17 protein-coding genes are annotated in these 16,535 nt (G+C 69.2%); 12 read left to right on the top strand and 5 right to left on the bottom strand.

Going from position 1 to position 16,535, the window contains the following annotated elements; translation table 11 throughout:
* Positions 1–4 precede the first annotated feature (4 nt).
* Positions 5–874 (bottom strand): fumarylacetoacetate hydrolase family protein, encoded by an 870-nt coding sequence (locus KZC52_RS03845; RefSeq protein ID WP_247622740.1) that lies wholly within the window; start codon positions 872–874, stop codon positions 5–7.
* 89 nt (positions 875–963) lie between these two features.
* On the opposite strand from KZC52_RS03845, the gene KZC52_RS03840 reads away from it, so the two are divergent.
* The 3 genes from KZC52_RS03840 to KZC52_RS03830 all read left to right on the top strand — a co-directional run bounded on the left by KZC52_RS03840 (position 964) and on the right by KZC52_RS03830 (position 3,638).
* Entirely contained in the window at positions 964–2,358 is a 1,395-nt protein-coding gene (locus KZC52_RS03840) for a PrsW family intramembrane metalloprotease (RefSeq protein WP_247622739.1), read from the top strand.
* 202 nt (positions 2,359–2,560) lie between these two features.
* Complete coding sequence (locus tag KZC52_RS03835; protein WP_247622738.1) at positions 2,561–2,929, top strand: FKBP-type peptidyl-prolyl cis-trans isomerase; 369 nt, start codon at positions 2,561–2,563, stop codon at positions 2,927–2,929.
* 154 nt (positions 2,930–3,083) lie between these two features.
* Positions 3,084–3,638, top strand: a complete 555-nt coding sequence (locus KZC52_RS03830; protein ID WP_247622737.1) for a YceI family protein — start codon at positions 3,084–3,086, stop codon at positions 3,636–3,638.
* Between the two features lie 28 nt (positions 3,639–3,666).
* On the opposite strand, the gene KZC52_RS03825 is transcribed toward KZC52_RS03830, so the two are convergent.
* The gene (locus KZC52_RS03825) at positions 3,667–4,959 is read right to left on the bottom strand and encodes an MFS transporter (RefSeq protein ID WP_247622736.1); all 1,293 of its coding nucleotides are present in this window, start codon (positions 4,957–4,959) and stop codon (positions 3,667–3,669) included.
* A 188-nt stretch (positions 4,960–5,147) separates the two neighbouring features.
* Between KZC52_RS03825 and rpsO the strand changes: the two genes are divergently transcribed.
* The 3 genes from rpsO (at position 5,148) to KZC52_RS03810 (ending at position 6,425) form a co-directional block, all read left to right on the top strand.
* The gene (gene rpsO / locus KZC52_RS03820) at positions 5,148–5,417 is read left to right on the top strand and encodes a 30S ribosomal protein S15 (RefSeq protein ID WP_017203073.1); all 270 of its coding nucleotides are present in this window, start codon (positions 5,148–5,150) and stop codon (positions 5,415–5,417) included.
* 128 nt (positions 5,418–5,545) lie between these two features.
* Complete coding sequence (locus KZC52_RS03815; protein ID WP_247622735.1) at positions 5,546–6,109, top strand: hypothetical protein; 564 nt, start codon at positions 5,546–5,548, stop codon at positions 6,107–6,109.
* Positions 6,102–6,425, top strand: coding sequence for a transcriptional regulator (locus KZC52_RS03810; protein ID WP_247622734.1), 324 nt, complete (start codon positions 6,102–6,104; stop codon positions 6,423–6,425). The genes KZC52_RS03815 and KZC52_RS03810 overlap by 8 nt, the downstream gene beginning before the upstream one ends.
* A 3-nt stretch (positions 6,426–6,428) precedes the next feature.
* Here the strand turns inward: KZC52_RS03810 and KZC52_RS03805 are convergent, their stop codons facing one another.
* Positions 6,429–7,433, bottom strand: a complete 1,005-nt coding sequence (locus KZC52_RS03805) for an isopenicillin N synthase family dioxygenase (protein ID WP_247622733.1) — start codon at positions 7,431–7,433, stop codon at positions 6,429–6,431.
* Between the two features lie 122 nt (positions 7,434–7,555).
* On the opposite strand from KZC52_RS03805, the gene efeU reads away from it, so the two are divergent.
* Genes efeU through efeB form a run of 3 tightly spaced genes read left to right on the top strand, consistent with a single transcriptional unit; the run spans position 7,556 to position 11,086 of the window.
* Positions 7,556–8,509, top strand: coding sequence for an iron uptake transporter permease EfeU (gene efeU, locus KZC52_RS03800; protein WP_247622732.1), 954 nt, complete (start codon positions 7,556–7,558; stop codon positions 8,507–8,509).
* A complete protein-coding gene (gene efeO, locus KZC52_RS03795; protein WP_247622731.1) occupies positions 8,506–9,738 on the top strand; it encodes an iron uptake system protein EfeO in 1,233 nt (410 codons plus the stop codon). The genes efeU and efeO overlap by 4 nt, the downstream gene beginning before the upstream one ends.
* Before the next feature lie 34 nt (positions 9,739–9,772).
* Positions 9,773–11,086: an iron uptake transporter deferrochelatase/peroxidase subunit gene (gene efeB, locus KZC52_RS03790; RefSeq protein ID WP_247622730.1), complete on the top strand. Its 1,314-nt coding sequence runs from the start codon at positions 9,773–9,775 to the stop codon at positions 11,084–11,086.
* 30 nt (positions 11,087–11,116) lie between these two features.
* Here efeB and KZC52_RS03785 read toward each other — a convergent pair whose 3' ends face one another.
* Together KZC52_RS03785 and KZC52_RS03780 are read right to left on the bottom strand one after the other, a co-directional pair.
* Positions 11,117–11,980 (bottom strand): serine hydrolase domain-containing protein, encoded by an 864-nt coding sequence (locus KZC52_RS03785; RefSeq protein WP_247622729.1) that lies wholly within the window; start codon positions 11,978–11,980, stop codon positions 11,117–11,119.
* A gap of 10 nt (positions 11,981–11,990) precedes the next feature.
* Positions 11,991–13,127, bottom strand: a complete 1,137-nt coding sequence (locus KZC52_RS03780; protein ID WP_247622728.1) for an acyltransferase family protein — start codon at positions 13,125–13,127, stop codon at positions 11,991–11,993.
* A gap of 111 nt (positions 13,128–13,238) precedes the next feature.
* On the opposite strand from KZC52_RS03780, the gene KZC52_RS03775 reads away from it, so the two are divergent.
* From KZC52_RS03775 to KZC52_RS03765, 3 genes are read left to right on the top strand one after another with little or no spacing between them, the layout of a single operon-like run.
* The gene (locus KZC52_RS03775; RefSeq protein WP_247622727.1) at positions 13,239–14,465 is read left to right on the top strand and encodes an LLM class flavin-dependent oxidoreductase; all 1,227 of its coding nucleotides are present in this window, start codon (positions 13,239–13,241) and stop codon (positions 14,463–14,465) included.
* A gap of 1 nt (position 14,466) precedes the next feature.
* The gene (locus tag KZC52_RS03770; protein ID WP_247622726.1) at positions 14,467–15,111 is read left to right on the top strand and encodes an FMN reductase; all 645 of its coding nucleotides are present in this window, start codon (positions 14,467–14,469) and stop codon (positions 15,109–15,111) included.
* Positions 15,112–15,164: 53 nt separating this feature from the next.
* On the top strand, positions 15,165–16,517 hold the full coding sequence (locus KZC52_RS03765) for an FAD-binding oxidoreductase (RefSeq protein WP_247622725.1): 1,353 nt from the start codon (positions 15,165–15,167) through the stop codon (positions 16,515–16,517).
* Positions 16,518–16,535: the final 18 nt, after the last annotated feature.

The following is a 16,535-nucleotide window of genomic DNA, read 5'->3' as shown; positions in this document are numbered from 1 at the left end:
ACGATCAGTCGAGGATGCGGCAGTGCGTCGTGAGTTCGCCGATGCCGTCGATGCCGACGGTGACGGTCGAACGGTCGCGGAGGAAGATCTGCGGATCGCGGGAGTAGCCGGCACCGCCCGGGCTGCCGGTGGAGATGAGCGTGCCGGGCAGCAGCGTGAGCGACTGCGAGAGGTGCGCGATGAGCGTCGCGACCGAGCGCACCATCTGGCCGGTCGTCGCGTCCTGCACGGTGTGACCGTCGACGACGGTCCAGATGTGCAGATCCTGCGGGTCGGCGATCTCGTCGGCGGTCACCGCGAAGGGACCCGTCGGAGTGAAGCCGTCGAAGGACTTGCAACGCGACCACTGCGCCTCCGCGAACTGGATGTTCCGCGCGGTGATGTCGTTGACGACCGTATAGCCCCAGACGTGGGAGAGTGCATCGCTCGCCGCGACGTTCTTCGCCGGGGTGCCGATCAGAACACCGAGCTCCGCCTCGTAGTCGACCGCTTCGCTGAGGGCGCGGGGCCAGGAGGTCGTCTGCTGGTGACCCGTCAGCGAGTTCGGCCACAGGGTGAAGACGGTCGGTGCGGCGTCGGTCTTGAGACCCAGCTCGCTCGAGTGGGCCGCGTAGTTCAGTCCCACGGCCAGCACGGCCGGGGGCGCCAGAACCGCCGAGGCGAACGACCAATCGGCGAGCGGATGCCGGGGCGCGGCGCCGTCGGCGAGGGCGGAGCGGAGCAGGTCGAGTGCGGTGTCCCCGCGTTCGATGAGCTGCTGCAGCGTCGCCGGAGCGTCGGTGAGGAGGTCGGAGACGAGGATGGCGTCGGCGTCTTCCACCACGGCGAGAACCGCAGAGAGGGAATCCGGACGGCGCAGATGAGCGAACCGCATGCCTCTACGCTACCCGGTGGCTGCGCCCTGTCCGCGGAGGCGTCCGGTATACCGCTACCGGCACCGCTGTGGCCCCTATGCTCGTGGCTATGAGTTTCGGAGGACCGTCCCAGCCGCAGCAGCCCTCGCCGTACACCCCGCCGCCGGCCCCGCAGCAGCCTCCCGCTCCGCAGCAGCCTCCCGCTCCGCAGCAGCCTCCCGCTCCGCAGCAGCCTCCAGCCGTGCAGCAGCCTCCCGCCCCGCAGCAGGCGCCCGCCCCCCAGTTCTCGCAGCAGCAGTACGCGCAGTCGGCGTACATGCCTCGGCAGTTCTCGCAGCAGCCGGCCTATGCCTCCGCTCTCGCGCAGCCGACGCCGTACACGCCGCCCGCTCCGGCCGCGCCCTCTCCCGCCGAGGGGCTGCCGGCGCTCCCCGTGCCGACGCGCAAGGGGCGCAGCGTATCGATCTGGCTCTTCGGATTCCTCGGGCTCCTCCTCCTGGCGCTGATCGGGTACTTCGTCGTGGCACTCGGGCCCTCGGCATCCGTCATCGGGCTGGTGCTCGCGCTCATCCCGCTCGCGATCGTGTTCCTCGGCGTGAGACTGATCGATCGATGGGAGCCCGAGCCTAAGAGTCTCGTGATCTTCGCGATCGCGTGGGGTGCCGTCGCTGCGGTCGGCCTCACACTGCTGGTCGATCTCGCGCTCACCTTCGCCTTCGGTTTCCGCTCGGAGGAGCTGGCCGCGGTCGTGCAGGCGCCCATCGTCGAGGAGTTCTGGAAGGGATTCGGCGTCTTCCTCATCTTCCTCGTGGCACGTCGCGCGTTCGACGGTCCGATCGACGGCGTCGTCTACGGCGCGCTCGTCGGCGCGGGGTTCGCGTTCACCGAGAACATCCAGTACTTCGCGATCAGCCTGATCGAGGGCGGGGGAGAGCAGCTCTCGGTGACCTTCGTCGTACGCGCGCTCCTCTCTCCGTTCGCCCATGCGATGTTCACGTCACTGACGGGACTCGCGATCGGACTCGCAGCACGCCGCCACTCCTCGGCATGGGCGGCCCTCGGCGCGGGGCTCCTCGGCCTGCTGGGCGCGATCCTGCTGCACGCGCTGTGGAACGGATCCGCGACCTACGCCGACTTCTTCCTGCTGTATTTCACGCTGCAGGTCCCGCTGTTCGCCGGCTTCATCATCGGCATCGTCGCGCTGCGCCGGGAGGAGGCGCGACTGACGAAGGCGCGTCTGAGCGACTACGCGGCAGCGGGGTGGTTCACTCCCGAGGAGGTCACGATGCTCGCGACACCGGCGGGGCGCAAGGTCGGAATGGCCTGGGCGGCGCGGTTGCGCGGAGATCGTCGACCCCTGATGCGCGAGTTCATCAAGGACGCGACGACGCTGGCATCCGTCCGCCAGCGGGCGATCACCGGACGGGATCCGCTCGCGTCGGACGACGAGCGCGCGCTCCTCATCCGCACCCGTGCGACGCGCGCCGCGCTGCTCGCGTACTGAGCGACCCGGGGTGGGACCCCGCCCCGAACAGACTCAGCGCCCGGTGCTGCGGCGATGCCTGCATGTCTCCCGGGCGCTGAGTTGGCTTGAAACCAGGGTGCACCCGCCTCCCGGGAGTGTCAAGGGCGACTTCGTCGGGTGTTCGCTGTGAGCAGGTGCGGTCGCGTTGACCGGTCGGCGTCCACTCGGGTTGGATGGAGTCATGACTGATCGTACGAAGCCCGAGTTCGACGCCCCCACCGGTCCTGCCCCCGCAGAGCTGGTCATCCGCGACATCATCGAGGGTGACGGCACCGAGGCCAAGCCCGGCGACACCGTCACCGTGCACTACGCCGGTGTCGAGTTCGAGTCCGGCGAGGAGTTCGACTCCTCGTGGGGCCGCGGTGAGACCATCCAGTTCCCCCTGCGCGGCCTGATCCAGGGCTGGCAGGACGGCATCCCCGGCATGAAGGTCGGCGGCCGTCGCGAGCTCACCATCCCGCCGCACCTCGCCTACGGACCGGCCGGGGGAGGACACTTCCTCTCCGGCAAGTCGCTGATCTTCATCATCGACCTCGTCGCCGTCGGCTGATCCCACGGCGTTCACGAAGACGCCTCGTCCCGTTCGCGGGCGGGGCGTCTTCCGTTGCACTCAGGAGATTCTTATTCATGGGAATATATCTTTCGAGAGCACGGTTCCCTTTCCTGTCGCCATTCGAGCGGCCCCCACGTCCCAAGGAGATCCCATGACCAGCATCGACATCCCCGGCTACCGCCCCGGCACCTACGTCCTCGACCCCTCCCACAGCGAGGTCACCTTCAGCGTCCGTCACATGATGATCTCGAAGGTGCGCGGCACCTTCGGCGTGAAGAGCGCGACGCTGATCGCTCCCGAGAACCCGCTCGAGACCAAGGTCGAGGCGAGCGTCGACGTCTCGTCCGTCGACACGAAGGACGAGGGTCGCGACCAGCACCTGCGTTCGGGCGACTTCTTCGACACCGAGAACTTCCCGACCATGGACTTCGTCTCCACCGGTGCCCGTGCCGAGAACGGCGAGCTGTACGTCGACGGTGACCTCACCATCCGCGGCATCACCAAGCCCGTCAGCTTCGAGGTCGACTTCGGAGGCTTCGGTTCCGACCCGTGGGGCAACTACAAGGCCGGCGCATCGGCCAAGGCCGTCATCAACCGCGAGGACTTCGGCTTGACGTGGAACGCCGCCCTCGAGACCGGCGGCGTGCTCGTCGGCAAGGACGTCACGATCAACCTCGACCTGCAGGCTGCACTGCAGCAGGACTGATCCGCGTGCGATGAGGACCCCGGGCCGTTCACGGCTCGGGGTTTTCTGCATCGTAGTCGCGGAAGCGCGCGCTGCGCCGCATGAGGACGGCGACCAGCGCGATCACGATCACCCCGCCCAGCACGGGCGGGAACCAGAGCGCTGTGAACGTCGAGAGGGTGCCTGCGTACAGCGCGCCGACCCGGGGCCCACCCGCCACGACGACGATGAAGACGCCCTGGAGGCGGCCGCGCATGGCATCGGGCACCGCCGCCTGCATCATGGTGTTGCGGTAGATCGAGCTCACGTTGTCGGCCGCTCCGGAGAACGCGAGTGCGATGCACGCCACGACGATGAGGGCGATGTTCGGTGCGGCCTCGGAAGCCGGCGGGAGGAAGACGCCCGTGAGTAGGACGATCCCGAACGCCAGGATTGACGCGCCGTACGCCTGGACGGCACGGGCGATGCCGCGTCCGTGCCAGCGGTACTGCACCACGCGGCCGGAGAACAGGCTCGAGGCGAAGGTGCCCAGTGCGACGGCGGCGGTGAGGAGGCCCGTCGTCACCGCGCCACCGCCCAGCAGGATCGTGCCGAGGGCGGGAAAGAGCACGAGCGGCTGGCCGAAGGTCATCGCGATGATGTCGACGATGTACTGCATGCGGATGTTGCCGGCCCGTCGGAGGAATCGCCAGCCATCGACGAGGGAGGCCAGTCCGGGGCGCACGATGTCGCCTTCGGGGCGGAGTGCGGGCAGGGTCCAGAGTCCGAGGAACATCGACAGCATGAGGACGACGTCGATCGTGTAGGTCCATCCGTACCCGGTCAGGGCGACCAGGATCCCGGCGAGGGCCGGGCCCGCCATGACGGTGAGACCCATCGAGATCCCGTTCAGAGCGGATGCCGGCGCGAGCAGGTCGCGCGGGATCAGGCGCGGAACGATGGCGGTGCGGGTCGCCATGCCGACCGAGTTCGCGGCCGCGGTGATCATGCTCAGGGCGTAGAGCCACCAGATCGTCTCCGAGCCGGTCCAGGTCAGCGCGGCGAGCAGCGCTGTGGACGCGAAGGTGACCGTCGCGGCGATGAGTGCGACGCGTCGTCGGTCGAACGCGTCGGCGAGCATGCCGCCGTAGAGTCCGGCGAGGATCATCGGGACGAGCCCTGCGACCGCGATCATCGAGACCGCGAAGGTGCTGCCGGTGAGGCTGAACACGTGCAGCATCACGGTGACGAGTGTCAGCTGCCCGCCGATGCCGGCGAGGGCCGATCCGATCCACATCCGAGCGAACGCGGGGCTCGCCTTCAGAGGGGAGAGGTCGATGAGATGTCCGCGTGATCCGCTCATCGCGATGCCTGGCCGTGCTGCACCTCTCGAGCGTATCCGAGGGGGAACGGGTGGGCGCGGATCGCGGTCGTCGGCAGGGGGCTGGGGCTGGTAGACTCTTCAGGTTGCCGTTTGATCGGCCGCGGATAAAGAGAGCCCTCGCATCAGGCGTCGGGCGCCGCGCAACAAGCTGAAAGGGGATCGAATCTATGGCACTCGAAGCAGACGTCAAGAAGGCGATCATCGAAGAGTACGCGACGCACCCCGGTGACACCGGATCCCCCGAGGTGCAGGCCGCAATGCTGACGCAGCGCATCAAGGACCTCACCGAGCACCTGAAGGAGCACAAGCACGACCACCACTCGCGTCGTGGCCTGTTCCTGCTCGTCGGTCAGCGCCGTCGTCTCCTCGGCTACCTCCAGAGCGTCGACATCGAGCGTTACCGCTCGCTGATCGCTCGCCTGGGTCTTCGCCGATAAGGCAGAGCACGCCAGCGTACAATCGCGCAGAACATTCTTGAGAAGGCCGCCCCAGGTGTGGGGCGGCCTTCGTCATTTCCCGGAGGGGTTGATCTCGCTCCCGCTTTCCCGGAGGAAAGTAAGAAGCGGTGACCGGTCGTCGGCAGCGCGCCGTCGATCGGCGGGCGCTCGCGTGGTTGCAGATCGTCAGTGCGGTGGTCACGGCCGCCTTCCTCGTGGCCAGCGTGATCGCACTTCGCCGGTCGGCGGACGGCGGAGCGCAGGCCCTTCTGTTCGCCTTCCTCGTCTACGGTCAGATCTTCAGCGGGTCCGCTCAGCGCAGCGGACTGCAGTGGCGTTTCACCCGTGTCGGCACGCTCGGCGTCGGTGTCGTTCTCGGAGCGCTCCTGATGCTCTCCGTCGCCCCGGCGGGCGTCCTCGCGAGCGTGCTCCTGCTGCTGCTGCTCGCCCTGTGCGTGCTCGCCTGGTTCTGCGCCGGTGCGACCGATCTCGGTCTTCCCGCCATCGGAGCGCTCTGGCGGTGGCCGCACGAGGTGGGTCTCGCGATCGGCTTCGCCCTTCTGGTCGGGCTGACGGTCTTCGACGTCGGGCGCGCGGAGGGTGGAGCGACGGCGGGTGTGATCGCCGGATGCGGCGTCGTGCTGCTCTTCGTCGGATTGACGTTCGTGCCGGGGCGTGGTGTGCGTGGCTGACCGGTCCGCCCATCCGCGCACGCGACTCGATGACAACTTCGCGTCGCCGCTCCGGTTCTCGCTGTTGGCGACGCTGAGTAAGGGAATCGAACTCGACTTCGCGACGCTGCGCGAGATCCTGCAGTGCGCCGATTCGCCGCTGAGCAAGTCGATCAGCCACCTGCACGCCGCAGGTTACGTCACGGTGCGCAAGGCGAGTCTGGGGAGCAGGCAGCGAACGTGGGTGCGCTCGACCGGCGAAGGGCGGGAAGCCTTCGCCGGTCATCTCCAGGCGTTGCGGGAGATCGTCGCACTCGGTGGCGGCGCGTCGCTGTGAGGGTCAGGCGTCGGCGCCCACGAGGTCGGCATGATGGATCGCCGCGACGTCGGGGTGTGCGCGCAGACGCGACTTGAGCGCGTTCTCGCCGTAGAGAGCGTGGATCGGGTTGCTCGGATCCTCGGTCACCCCCGTGGCCTCGGCGGCGAGATCGGCGGGGAGCTCGATCAGCGGCAACCGCTTGTCGAGCGCGGGGTTGAAGAAGAACGGGATCGAGATGCGCTCGTTCGGCGCCTGCGGAGAGACGACGCGGTGGTTGGTGGCCTTGAGATAGCCGCCGGTCGCGTACTCGAGGAGCTCGCCGATGTTCACGACGAAGGCTCCGGGCACCGGGGGAGCGTCGAGCCACTCGCCGTCGCGCTCGACCTGCAATCCGCCCTTGCCGGGCTCGACCCACAGCAGCGTGAGCACACCGGAGTCCTTGTGCGCACCGACGCCCTGCTGGGGTTCCGGCTCATGCGTGCCCGGGTAGCGGACGATCTTGATCAGGGTGGAGGGTTCGCCGAAGTGCTCGTCGAAGTACGACGAGTCCGCACCGAGGGTCTCGGCCCACGCGCGCAGGAGCTTGCGCGCGACCTCCGAGAGGGTCGCGTGCCACTCGGCGACGATCTCCTGCAACTCGGGCTGCGCGGCGGGCCAGAGGTTCGGTCCGATGAGGCGGTTGAACGCCGGGCCGCCGTCGATCGCGTCGCGCTCGGGGCCGATGTCGATCTGCTCGCGCCAGTCGACCTTGCCCTGCGTCCGCTCGCCACCGATGCGCGTGTACCCGCGGAAGTGCGGGCTGTTGACGTTCTCGATCGCCAACTTGTCGGCCTCGGGCAGTGCGAAGAAGTCCAGCGCGGCCCGGTGCAGGCGTGCCTCGAGAGCGGGGGAGATGCCCGTGCCGGTGAGGTAGAAGAACCCGACATCGTGCGTGGCGGCGCGCAGGTCCTCGCGGAAGCGCGCGGCGGCCGCGGGTCCCTCGTCGAGCTGGGAGAGGTCGAGGATCGGGAGCGAGAGTTCAGCCATGGCACGAGAGTACGTCGCCGCCGCGCCGGGACGGGCGTGTGTTGCGGAGGATTACCGCGGTGCTAAAGTCTCGTAGGTAAGGGATGCCTTACCTCAGTAATATTCTGCAGAGAGATCCCTCCGTGCTCGCCACTTTCCTCATCGGCCTCCGTGAAGGCCTGGAAGCCGCCCTCGTCGTCGGCATCCTCGTCGCCTACCTCGGACGACTCGGCCGGCGTGACGTGCTGCCGCGGCTGTGGGCCGGCGTCGGCCTCGCGGTCGCCCTCGCGCTCGGCATCGGCGCCGTCCTGACCTTCGGGGCGTACGAGCTCACCTTCGTGGCGCAGGAGCTGATCGGCGGGCTGCTCTCGCTGCTCGCGGTCGCCATGGTGACGTGGATGATCTTCTGGATGCAGAAGGCCGGGCGCACGATGAAGGCCACGCTCGAGGGCGGCATCGACCGTGCGCTCACGCAGGGCGGGCTGTGGGCCCTCGTCGCGATCGGCTTCGTCTCGGTCGCCCGCGAGGGGATCGAGACCACCCTGCTGCTGTGGTCGATGGTGCAGTCGTTCGGCGACGCGCCCTCCGCTCTGCTCGGAGCACTCCTCGGACTCGCCGCCGCGGTGGTGATCGGTGCCCTGATCGCGCGCGGTGCCGTGCGCCTCGACCTGCGGCGCTTCTTCGCCTGGACCGGCGGCTTCCTGGTGATCGTCGCCGGAGGCGTGCTCGCCTACGCGTTCATGGATCTGCAGGAGGCCGGGGCACTCCCCGGACCGTTCACGGCCGCCGCCCCCATCGACGCGGTGACCGGTGCCGTGGCCGTCGGCTGGCAGGCGTTCCCGTTCGGGTGGGCGTTCGACGTGACGTCGGCGATCGCTCCCGACAGCGCGTGGGCCGCCATCCTGCAGGCCACCGTCGGCTTCATGCCGCGGATGACCTGGCTGCAGGTGACCGCCTGGGCCGTCTACATCGCGGTCGTCGGCTTCCTCTTCGTGCGCGGTCTCCGCTCGCGTCGTCCCTCGGCATCCGCTCCGCTCGTCTCGTCGAACGCCGCGGACGCATCGGTTTCCTCACCCACACAGCAAGGAGCAGCATGACCACCTCCCACCGGATCCTCGGCGCCGTCGCCGCGACGGGCGCGGCCGCGCTCGTGCTCAGCGGCTGCGTCGCGAAGAGCGATGTCACCGCCGGCGCGGCCTTCGACGTCTCATCGACCGACAGCGCATGCTCGGTATCGGGCACCTCGGCCGAGAGCGGCACCCTGACGTTCGAGGTCACCAACGACAGCGGTCAGGTCTCGGAGTTCTATCTGCTCGCCGACGACGGGCTGCGAATCGTCGGCGAGGTCGAGAACATCGCGCCCTCCGCCTCGCGCACCCTGACCGTCGTGGCTCAGCCGGGCGACTACTTCACGCTCTGCAAGCCGGGGATGATCGGCGAGGGCGTCGGCAAGTCGCCGTTCACCGTCACCGGTGAGCGCGTCACGGTCGACGGTCCCGACGCCGAGCAGAAGCAGCAGGCCGTCGACCTCTACGCCGCCTTCGTGAAGGACCAGGTCGGCCAGCTCGTTCCTGCGGTCGAGGACCTCGTCGCAGCATACGAGGCGGGCGATGACGACACCGCTCGGAGCCTTTTCCCCCTCACGCGCGCCTTCTACGAGCGCATCGAGCCGGTCGCCGAGGCGCTGGGCGACCTCGACCCGCGCATCGACTACCGCGAAGTCGACGCCGTGGCCGAGGGGCTCGACTGGACGGGCTTCCACCGCATCGAGAAGGACCTCTGGGTTCCCGCGCAGGACGCGTTGAACGCGGACGGCGAGACGCCGGCCTGGCAGGATTGGGCGCCGTCGACGACCGAGGAGCGCGCCGACTTCGGCGACCTGCTGCTCGCCGACGTGCAGGAGCTGTACGACTACGTGCACTCCGACGACTTCACCGAGACGCTCGACGATCAGGGGATCGGCGGAATCTCCAACGGCGCCATCGCGCTGCTCGACGAGGTCGCGACGGGCAAGATCTCCGGCGAGGAGGACTGGTGGTCGGGCACCGACCTCTACGACTTCGCCGCGAACGTCGAGGGATCGAAGATGGCGTTCTCGCTGGTGCAGGACTTCGCCGAGGCGCAGGGCGACGACGGGGCCGCGCTCGTCGCGGAGATCGAGTCCGGCTACGCGGCGCTCGAGGAATCGCTCGCGGCGCACGGCTCGCTGACCGACGGCTTCGTCGGGTACTCCGAACTCACGGATGCCGACAAGCGCGAATTCACCGACCTCATCAACGCGCTCGCCGAGCCGCTCTCGCAGCTCACCGGCACGGTTCTCGACTGAGCACCGGGATCGACGGAAGGGTACGATCACGCACGTGAACGACACAGGAGCGGATGCCGCGGCCGACTCGTCCTCCGGCGAGGCGGTGGCCGCGGCATCCGCTCCGACCGGCCTCAGCCGCCGGGGCCTGCTCGGCCTGGCGATCGGCGGGGGAGTCGCGGGCCTGGCCGTCGGTGCGGGCGCCGGGCTGTCCGGCGGCGTCGCCCTCGGGCGCGCACGGGCCGCCGAGGACGCCCTCGCCGCCTATGACTTCTTCGGGGAGCATCAGGCGGGGATCACGACGCCTGTGCAGGATCACCTGCATTTCGCGTCGTTCGACATGATGCCGCGCACGGATCGCGACGATCTCGTCTCACTCCTGCAGGACTGGACGTACGCGGCATCGCGCATGACCCAGGGCCTCGACGTCAGCGCGACGGGAGCGGTCGGCGGGTCGGCGGAAGAGCCGCCGGACGATACCGGCGAGGCGCAGGGCCTCCCTGCTTCCGGGCTCACGATCACGATCGGCTTCGGTCCCGGTCTGTTCGAGAACGAAGACGGCGACCGGTACGGGATCGCCGCGTCCCGTCCCGCCGCTCTCGTGCGGCTTCCCGCCTTCCTCGGCGACGACCTCGACCCGCAGGCCTCGCACGGAGACCTCTGCATCCAGGCCTGCGCCGACGATCCCCAGGTGGCCGTGCACGCCATCCGCAACCTCAGCCGCATCGCCTTCGGCCGCGCGCGTCTGCGCTGGTCGCAACTGGGCTTCGGCAAGACCTCGCGCACCACCGCGGCGCAAGCCACTCCGCGCAATCTCTTCGGGTTCAAGGACGGCACCGCGAACATCCTCGCCGACGACACCGCCGCGCTCGACGCCCACGTCTGGGTCGCGGACTCCGACGAACCGGCCTGGATGGCGGGCGGGTCCTACCTCGTCGCCCGCAAGATCGCGATGCTCATCGAGACCTGGGATCGCGTGCGGCTGTCGGAGCAGGACACGATCATCGGACGGGACAAGGGGGAGGGTGCGCCGCTCTCCGGGGGCACCGAACTCACCGAGCCCGACTTCTCCGGATCCGCGATCGACGCCAGCGCGCACGTGCGGCTCGCCCACCCCGACCAGAACGACGGCATCCGTATCCTGCGGCGCGGGTACAACTACGTCGACGGGAACAACGACCTCGGGCGGCTGGACGCCGGGCTCTTCTTCCTGTCGTACCAGCGCGACCCCGCGCAGTTCATCACGCTGCAGCGCCGGCTGTCGACCGACCTCATGAACGAGTACCTGCGCCACGTCGGCTCGGGGGTCTGGGCGATCCCACGCGGGGCGACCGCGGGGTCGTACATCGGGGCGGAACTCTTCGCCTGATCCGCCGCCGGGCGCGGGCGGCGGAGCGGGTCACTCCGCGATCATGCGCATGATCGCGGCGGTGGCGGCATCCGCCCCGAAATGGTCCTGGGCGGTGATCGTGACGACGGCGTCGCCGGCGAAGATCACCAGCTGCCCGTAGGCGCCGTGCAGGCGCCATCCCGCGCCCGGCCCGTCCCACCCGGCCAGCGCGTACCTCTCGTAGCCGGGGTTCTGGCCGCACGCGAGCCACTCGGAATGCATCCGGTCGATCCAGTGCGCGTCGATCAGGCGGTGCCCCTGCCACTCTCCACGATCTCGGATGAGGCGTCCGATCCGGGCCATCTCCTCGGTGCGCAGGAAGAGTCCGCCACCCGCGACGATTCGGCCGTTCGGGCAGCGCTCCCACTCCGTGTCGATGATGCCGAGCGGCGCGAACAGGCGCGGTTCGAGGTAGGCGTGCACGTCGCCCACGTGCTCGGCGAGCACGCGCATCGCCGTGTACGTGCTCGCGTTCGAGTACTGGAAGGTGCGTCCGGGCGTCGGTCGGCGGAGGAACTCCGCCGCGAGGTCGGGCCAGTCCGTCATCATCGTCTCCGACCACGGGAGATCGATTCCGCTCGACATGGTGAGCAGGTCGCGCAGCGTGACCTCCTCGACCCCGGCGCCGAGCTCCCATCCGGGAAGGGAGGCCGCCACGGGTTCGTCGACGGAGATCAACCCTTCGTCGGCGGCGATGCCTGCGGCGAGCACGCACACGCCCTTGGCGACCGACTGGATGTCGATCCGCTCGTCGGGCGCCCAACGATGCTCGGCGGTCTCGTCGCCGATGAGGACGTGCAGACCGAGGGCGCCGAACCCGTCGGTCTCGATCTCATCGACGATGCGGTCGCGGAGGGTCGAGGCTCGGGTCACGTCGTCCAGGCTATCGCGGCCGTCGCGAGCCGGTCGGGTCGTTGCGCCGTCCCTCGCGGGAGGTCAGCTCGGGGTCGCGGAAGAGCCACTTCGGTCGCGGTTCGACGAGGGGGCGGAACACCCGCCGGACGGGCTTCGTGGCCAGCGCGAGCGCGACGACGACCGAGAGCAGTGTGACGAGCGGCAGCCAGATCCAGGTGGGTTCGAGGTCGCGCAGGATGCCGGACTCGCGGAACGGGTAGAGGACGAAGGAGTGCAGGAGGAAGACGTACATCGTGTACTGGCCGAACGTGGTCCACCAGTACGTGCCGCGGGGGATCAGCGCGAAGAACGCCGCGCACAGCAGCACCGCGAGCAGCATCAGCGCGATGCGCACACCGCCGGCCCACCACTGCTCGCCGCCGAGCCCGAGGTCGGCGTAGGAGTCCTCGTAGAAGAGCCAGTGGCGCAGATCGAACTCCTGCCAGAACGGGAGCCAGTTCCAGGCCGCCCACCCGGTGCCCGCGAGCACGGCGACCGCGACGACCCGGATCCACCACGGGCGGAAGTCGAGCAGGCGCAGTCGGGCCACGACGTCCCGTTCGCGCAGCCACCAGCCGAGGGTGAAGAAGGGCAGAAGGCCGAGCGTGCGCGAGAGCGAGAAGGTGCTGTCGATGTTGGGGAGGTAGCCCACGCCGATCGAGATCGCGACGGTCCAGAGCAGCGGCCAGCGCAGCAGCGCGAGGTAGGGGAGGACGAGGCGGAAGATCCCGAGAGCGAGGAGGAACCAGAGCGTCCAGGACGGCTGCGTCGGGTTGGGGTTCGCCTGGCCCTCGACGAGCCACTTCGTGAGCGTCCAGAGCGTCTCGAAGATGATGTACGGCAGGAGGATGTCGGTGATCACTCGAGCCATCTGCGTCTTGGTCGGCGAGCCCGACTTCGAGAAGTATCCCGAGATGATCGCGAACGCCGGCATGTGGAAGGCGTAGAGGGCGAGGTAGAAGGCGAACGCGATGTCGGAGTCGTAGATGAGACGCTGGATCGCGTGGCCCAGCACCACCAGCACGATGCAGGCGTAGCGTGCGTTGTCCCAGAACGGGACGCGGCGTCGGGGGCGCGGAGTGGTTCCTGTCGCCGGCGGTGTGGAGTCCGCTCCGGTGGTGCTCATGCTCCGAGGCTACCGCCGGGAATAAAGTTGGTGCGATCGCGTTGACTCATATACATTCAAGTGAATAGAACCGGGTGCAATCATCGGGTTCGGAGAAGTTGGAGAGAAATCATGAGCGAGCAGTCAGGGGCACCCGCGATGCAGTTCGGCATCATGTCGGTGAGCGACATCACGCGCGACCCCACCACCGGAGTGACGCCGAGCGAGCAGGAGCGCATCAAGGCGACGCTGGCGATCGCGAAGCACGCCGAAGAGGTCGGCCTCGACGTCTTCGCCGTCGGCGAGCACCACAACCCTCCGTTCTGGTCGTCCAGCCCCACCACCTTCCTCGCCGCCCTCGCGGCGCAGACCGAGCGTCTCATCGTCTCCACCTCGACGACGCTCATCACGACCAATGACCCCGTGCGCATCGCCGAGGAGTACGCGATGCTCCAGCACGTGTCCGACGGTCGGATGGACCTCATGCTCGGGCGCGGTAACACCGGCCCCGTCTACCCCTGGTTCGGCCAGGACATCCGCCAGGGTCTGCCCCTCGCGATCGAGAACTACGCGCTGCTGCACAAGCTGTGGCGCGAGGACGTCGTCGACTGGGAGGGCAAGTTCCGCACGCCGCTGCAGGGCTTCACCTCCACCCCGCGCCCGCTCGACGGCATCGCGCCGTTCGTGTGGCACGGATCGATCCGCACGCCGGAGATCGCCGAGCAGGCCGCGTACTACGGCGACGGCTTCTTCGCGAACAACATCTTCTGGCCCAAGGAGCACTACCAGCGCCTGATCGAGCTGTACCGCCAGCGCTACGCCCACTACGGCCACGGCACGCCCGAGCAGGCGATCGTCGGTCTCGGCGGACAGGTCTTCATGGCGGCCAAGTCGCAGGACGCGGTGAACCAGTTCCGCCCCTACTTCGACAATGCACCGGTCTACGGTCACGGTCCGAGCATGGAGGACTTCACCGAGATGACGCCGCTCACGGTCGGATCGCCGCAGCAGGTCATCGACCGCTACGCGGGCATGCGCGACCACTACGGCGACTACCAGCGTCAGCTGTTCCTGATGGACCACGCGGGTCTCCCGCTCAAGACCGTCCTCGAGCAGCTCGACATCCTGGGTGGCGAGGTCGTGCCCGTCCTGCGCAAGGAGCTGGCGGAGAACCGCCCGGAATCGGTGCCGGATGCTCCGACGCACGCCGCGCGAGTGAAGGCGGAGTTCGGCGACGGACCCACCCGCCAGGCCCGCCCGGGTGCGAACCGCGGAGACAACCTCACCGGCGACAGCCCCTACCAGGACACGCCGGCCCCCGCCGGTGCGTCGTTCGGCCTCGGCCGCAAGGAGGCGTGAGATGACCACGCGTCGGATCGCCGTCGTCTCGGCCGGACTCTCGAACCCGTCGTCCACACGGATGCTCGCGGATCGTCTCGCCGCCGAGACCGTGAGAGAACTCGCCGCTCGCGAGATCGATGCGACGGTCGACGTGATCGAACTGCGCGACTACGCGCACGACATCACGAACAACCTGCTCACGGGGTTCGCTCCTCCCGCCCTCGAGACCGCGATCAACACGGTCGTCTCGGCGGACGCCCTCATCGCGGTGACGCCGATCTTCTCGACGAGCTACTCGGGACTCTTCAAGTCGTTCATCGACGTGCTCGACCCCGACGCGCTCACGGGAAAGCCGGTGCTCATCGGTGCGAATGCGGGCACGGCCCGTCACTCGCTCGCGATCGACTACGCCATCCGGCCGCTCTTCGCCTACCTCCACGCCGACGCGGTCTCGACCGGCGTCTTCGCGGCCTCGAGCGACTGGGGCGGCGCGGGTGACGACGTCGCCCCGCTCGCCAAGCGCGTCGAGAAGGGTGCGCGCGAGCTGGCCGACGTCATCGCTCGCCGGGAGGCGGCGGTCGCGACTGATCCGTTCGACCCCGCGACCTACCTCGGCGAGGGACGCTCGTTCGGGCACATGCTCGGAGGCCTCGCCGGCGAGTGAGCGCGGGGCATGACGCCATCGACAATGTCCGTGGGGCATCGTACGGTGGCGTCATGTCAGCCTCCGAAGCAATCGCCGCCCTCCGTCGTTCGTTCGCGGGGCGGATGCTGCTGCCCGACGATGCCGGTTTCGACGCCGCACGGGCGCCGTGGAACCTCTCGATCGATCAGCACCCCGCGCTGGTGGCGAATCCTCGAGACGTCGGCGATCTCCGGGCGCTGCTCGTCGCGGCACGCGAGACCGGGATGCCCCTCGCGGTGCAGCCCGGCGGTCACGGGGCGGGGAGCGATGTGACCGGGGCGATCCTGGTGCGCATGGCTGACTTCGACATGCTCGACATCGACACGGCTGCGGGGACCGCCGTCGTCGGTGCCGGGGTGCGGTGGGGGCGCGTTATCGAGGCGCTCGAGGGCTCGGGATGGGTCGCTCCGGCGGGGAGCAGCCCGGTCGTCACCGTGGCCGGTTACACGCTCGGCGGCGGTCACTCCCTGTTCAGCCGCACGGCGGGTCTCGGGTCCGACAACCTGCGTGCGGCGTGGGTGCTGCGCACCGACGGGCGCCACGAGCGCGTCGACGACGGGAGCGACCCCGATCTCATGTGGGCACTGCGCGGCGCGGGCGGGGTCGTCGGCGTCGTCACGGCGCTCGAGATCGATCTGGTGCCCGCCCCCGCCGTCTGGGGCGCGACGCTGGTCTTCGACGTCGCGGATGCCGAGGCGGTCCTCCGCGGTGTGCGCGACCTGGCCCCGGTCGCACCGCCGACGCTGAACGCGTCGGTCACGTCGACCCGCATGCCCGACGCGCCGCAGCTGCCCGAAGCGATTCGCGGCAAGAGCTTCGTGACGGTGCAGCTCATCTCGACCGCGGGCCCGGCCGATGATCTGCTCGAGCGCCTACGGAGCGTCGCGCCCGTGCAGCGAGAGGCGGTGGGGGAGACCTCTCCCGTCACCATCGCTGCACAATCGGGGGAACCGACCGAGCCCACGCCGAGCCGTGGTGCCTCGGCGGCGCTGGCCAGTCTCGACGACGACACGATCGATGCGCTCCTCTCGTTCCATCGGCACGACGACCAGTGGCCGGTGATCGGAATCGAGTTCCGCATGCTCGGAGGGGCGCTGGCAACACCGCGGCGCGCGGGATTCGCCGGTCTCGAATCGGCCGGATGGCTCGTGTACGCGCTCGCTCCGCTGTTCCCGGGCGCTCCGGTTCAGCCCGGTGATGCGAGCCTTGCGCGTTTCCGCGAGATCGTCGCACCGGCATCCGCCGAGCGCACGGTTCCCACCTTCCTCACGCCCGGGCAGACGCTCGCCGGGGCGGCGACCGGCGAGGCGCTCGCACGCCTGCGTGCGGTGCGGGAGCGGGTCGACCCGGATGGCCTCCTCCACCACGGACGTCTTCCGCGCTGAGCGCCCCGCATGCACGGC

The organism is Microbacterium galbinum, from assembly GCF_023091225.1.
GTDB lineage: Bacteria > Actinomycetota > Actinomycetes > Actinomycetales > Microbacteriaceae > Microbacterium > Microbacterium galbinum.
Note: the sequence above shows the minus strand (reverse complement) of the source record. Positions and strands in the feature narration are given on the sequence as shown.

Coding starts and splice junctions, on each gene's coding strand:
- KZC52_RS03845 (WP_247622740.1), bottom strand. CDS start 874: ATGCGGTTCGCTCATCTGCGCCGTCCGGATTCCCTCTCTGCGGTTCTC.
- KZC52_RS03840 (WP_247622739.1), top strand. CDS start 964: ATGAGTTTCGGAGGACCGTCCCAGCCGCAGCAGCCCTCGCCGTACACC.
- KZC52_RS03835 (WP_247622738.1), top strand. CDS start 2,561: ATGACTGATCGTACGAAGCCCGAGTTCGACGCCCCCACCGGTCCTGCC.
- KZC52_RS03830 (WP_247622737.1), top strand. CDS start 3,084: ATGACCAGCATCGACATCCCCGGCTACCGCCCCGGCACCTACGTCCTC.
- KZC52_RS03825 (WP_247622736.1), bottom strand. CDS start 4,959: ATGAGCGGATCACGCGGACATCTCATCGACCTCTCCCCTCTGAAGGCG.
- rpsO (WP_017203073.1), top strand. CDS start 5,148: ATGGCACTCGAAGCAGACGTCAAGAAGGCGATCATCGAAGAGTACGCG.
- KZC52_RS03805 (WP_247622733.1), bottom strand. CDS start 7,433: ATGGCTGAACTCTCGCTCCCGATCCTCGACCTCTCCCAGCTCGACGAG.
- efeO (WP_247622731.1), top strand. CDS start 8,506: ATGACCACCTCCCACCGGATCCTCGGCGCCGTCGCCGCGACGGGCGCG.
- KZC52_RS03780 (WP_247622728.1), bottom strand. CDS start 13,127: ATGAGCACCACCGGAGCGGACTCCACACCGCCGGCGACAGGAACCACT.
- KZC52_RS03775 (WP_247622727.1), top strand. CDS start 13,239: ATGAGCGAGCAGTCAGGGGCACCCGCGATGCAGTTCGGCATCATGTCG.
- KZC52_RS03770 (WP_247622726.1), top strand. CDS start 14,467: ATGACCACGCGTCGGATCGCCGTCGTCTCGGCCGGACTCTCGAACCCG.
- KZC52_RS03765 (WP_247622725.1), top strand. CDS start 15,165: ATGTCAGCCTCCGAAGCAATCGCCGCCCTCCGTCGTTCGTTCGCGGGG.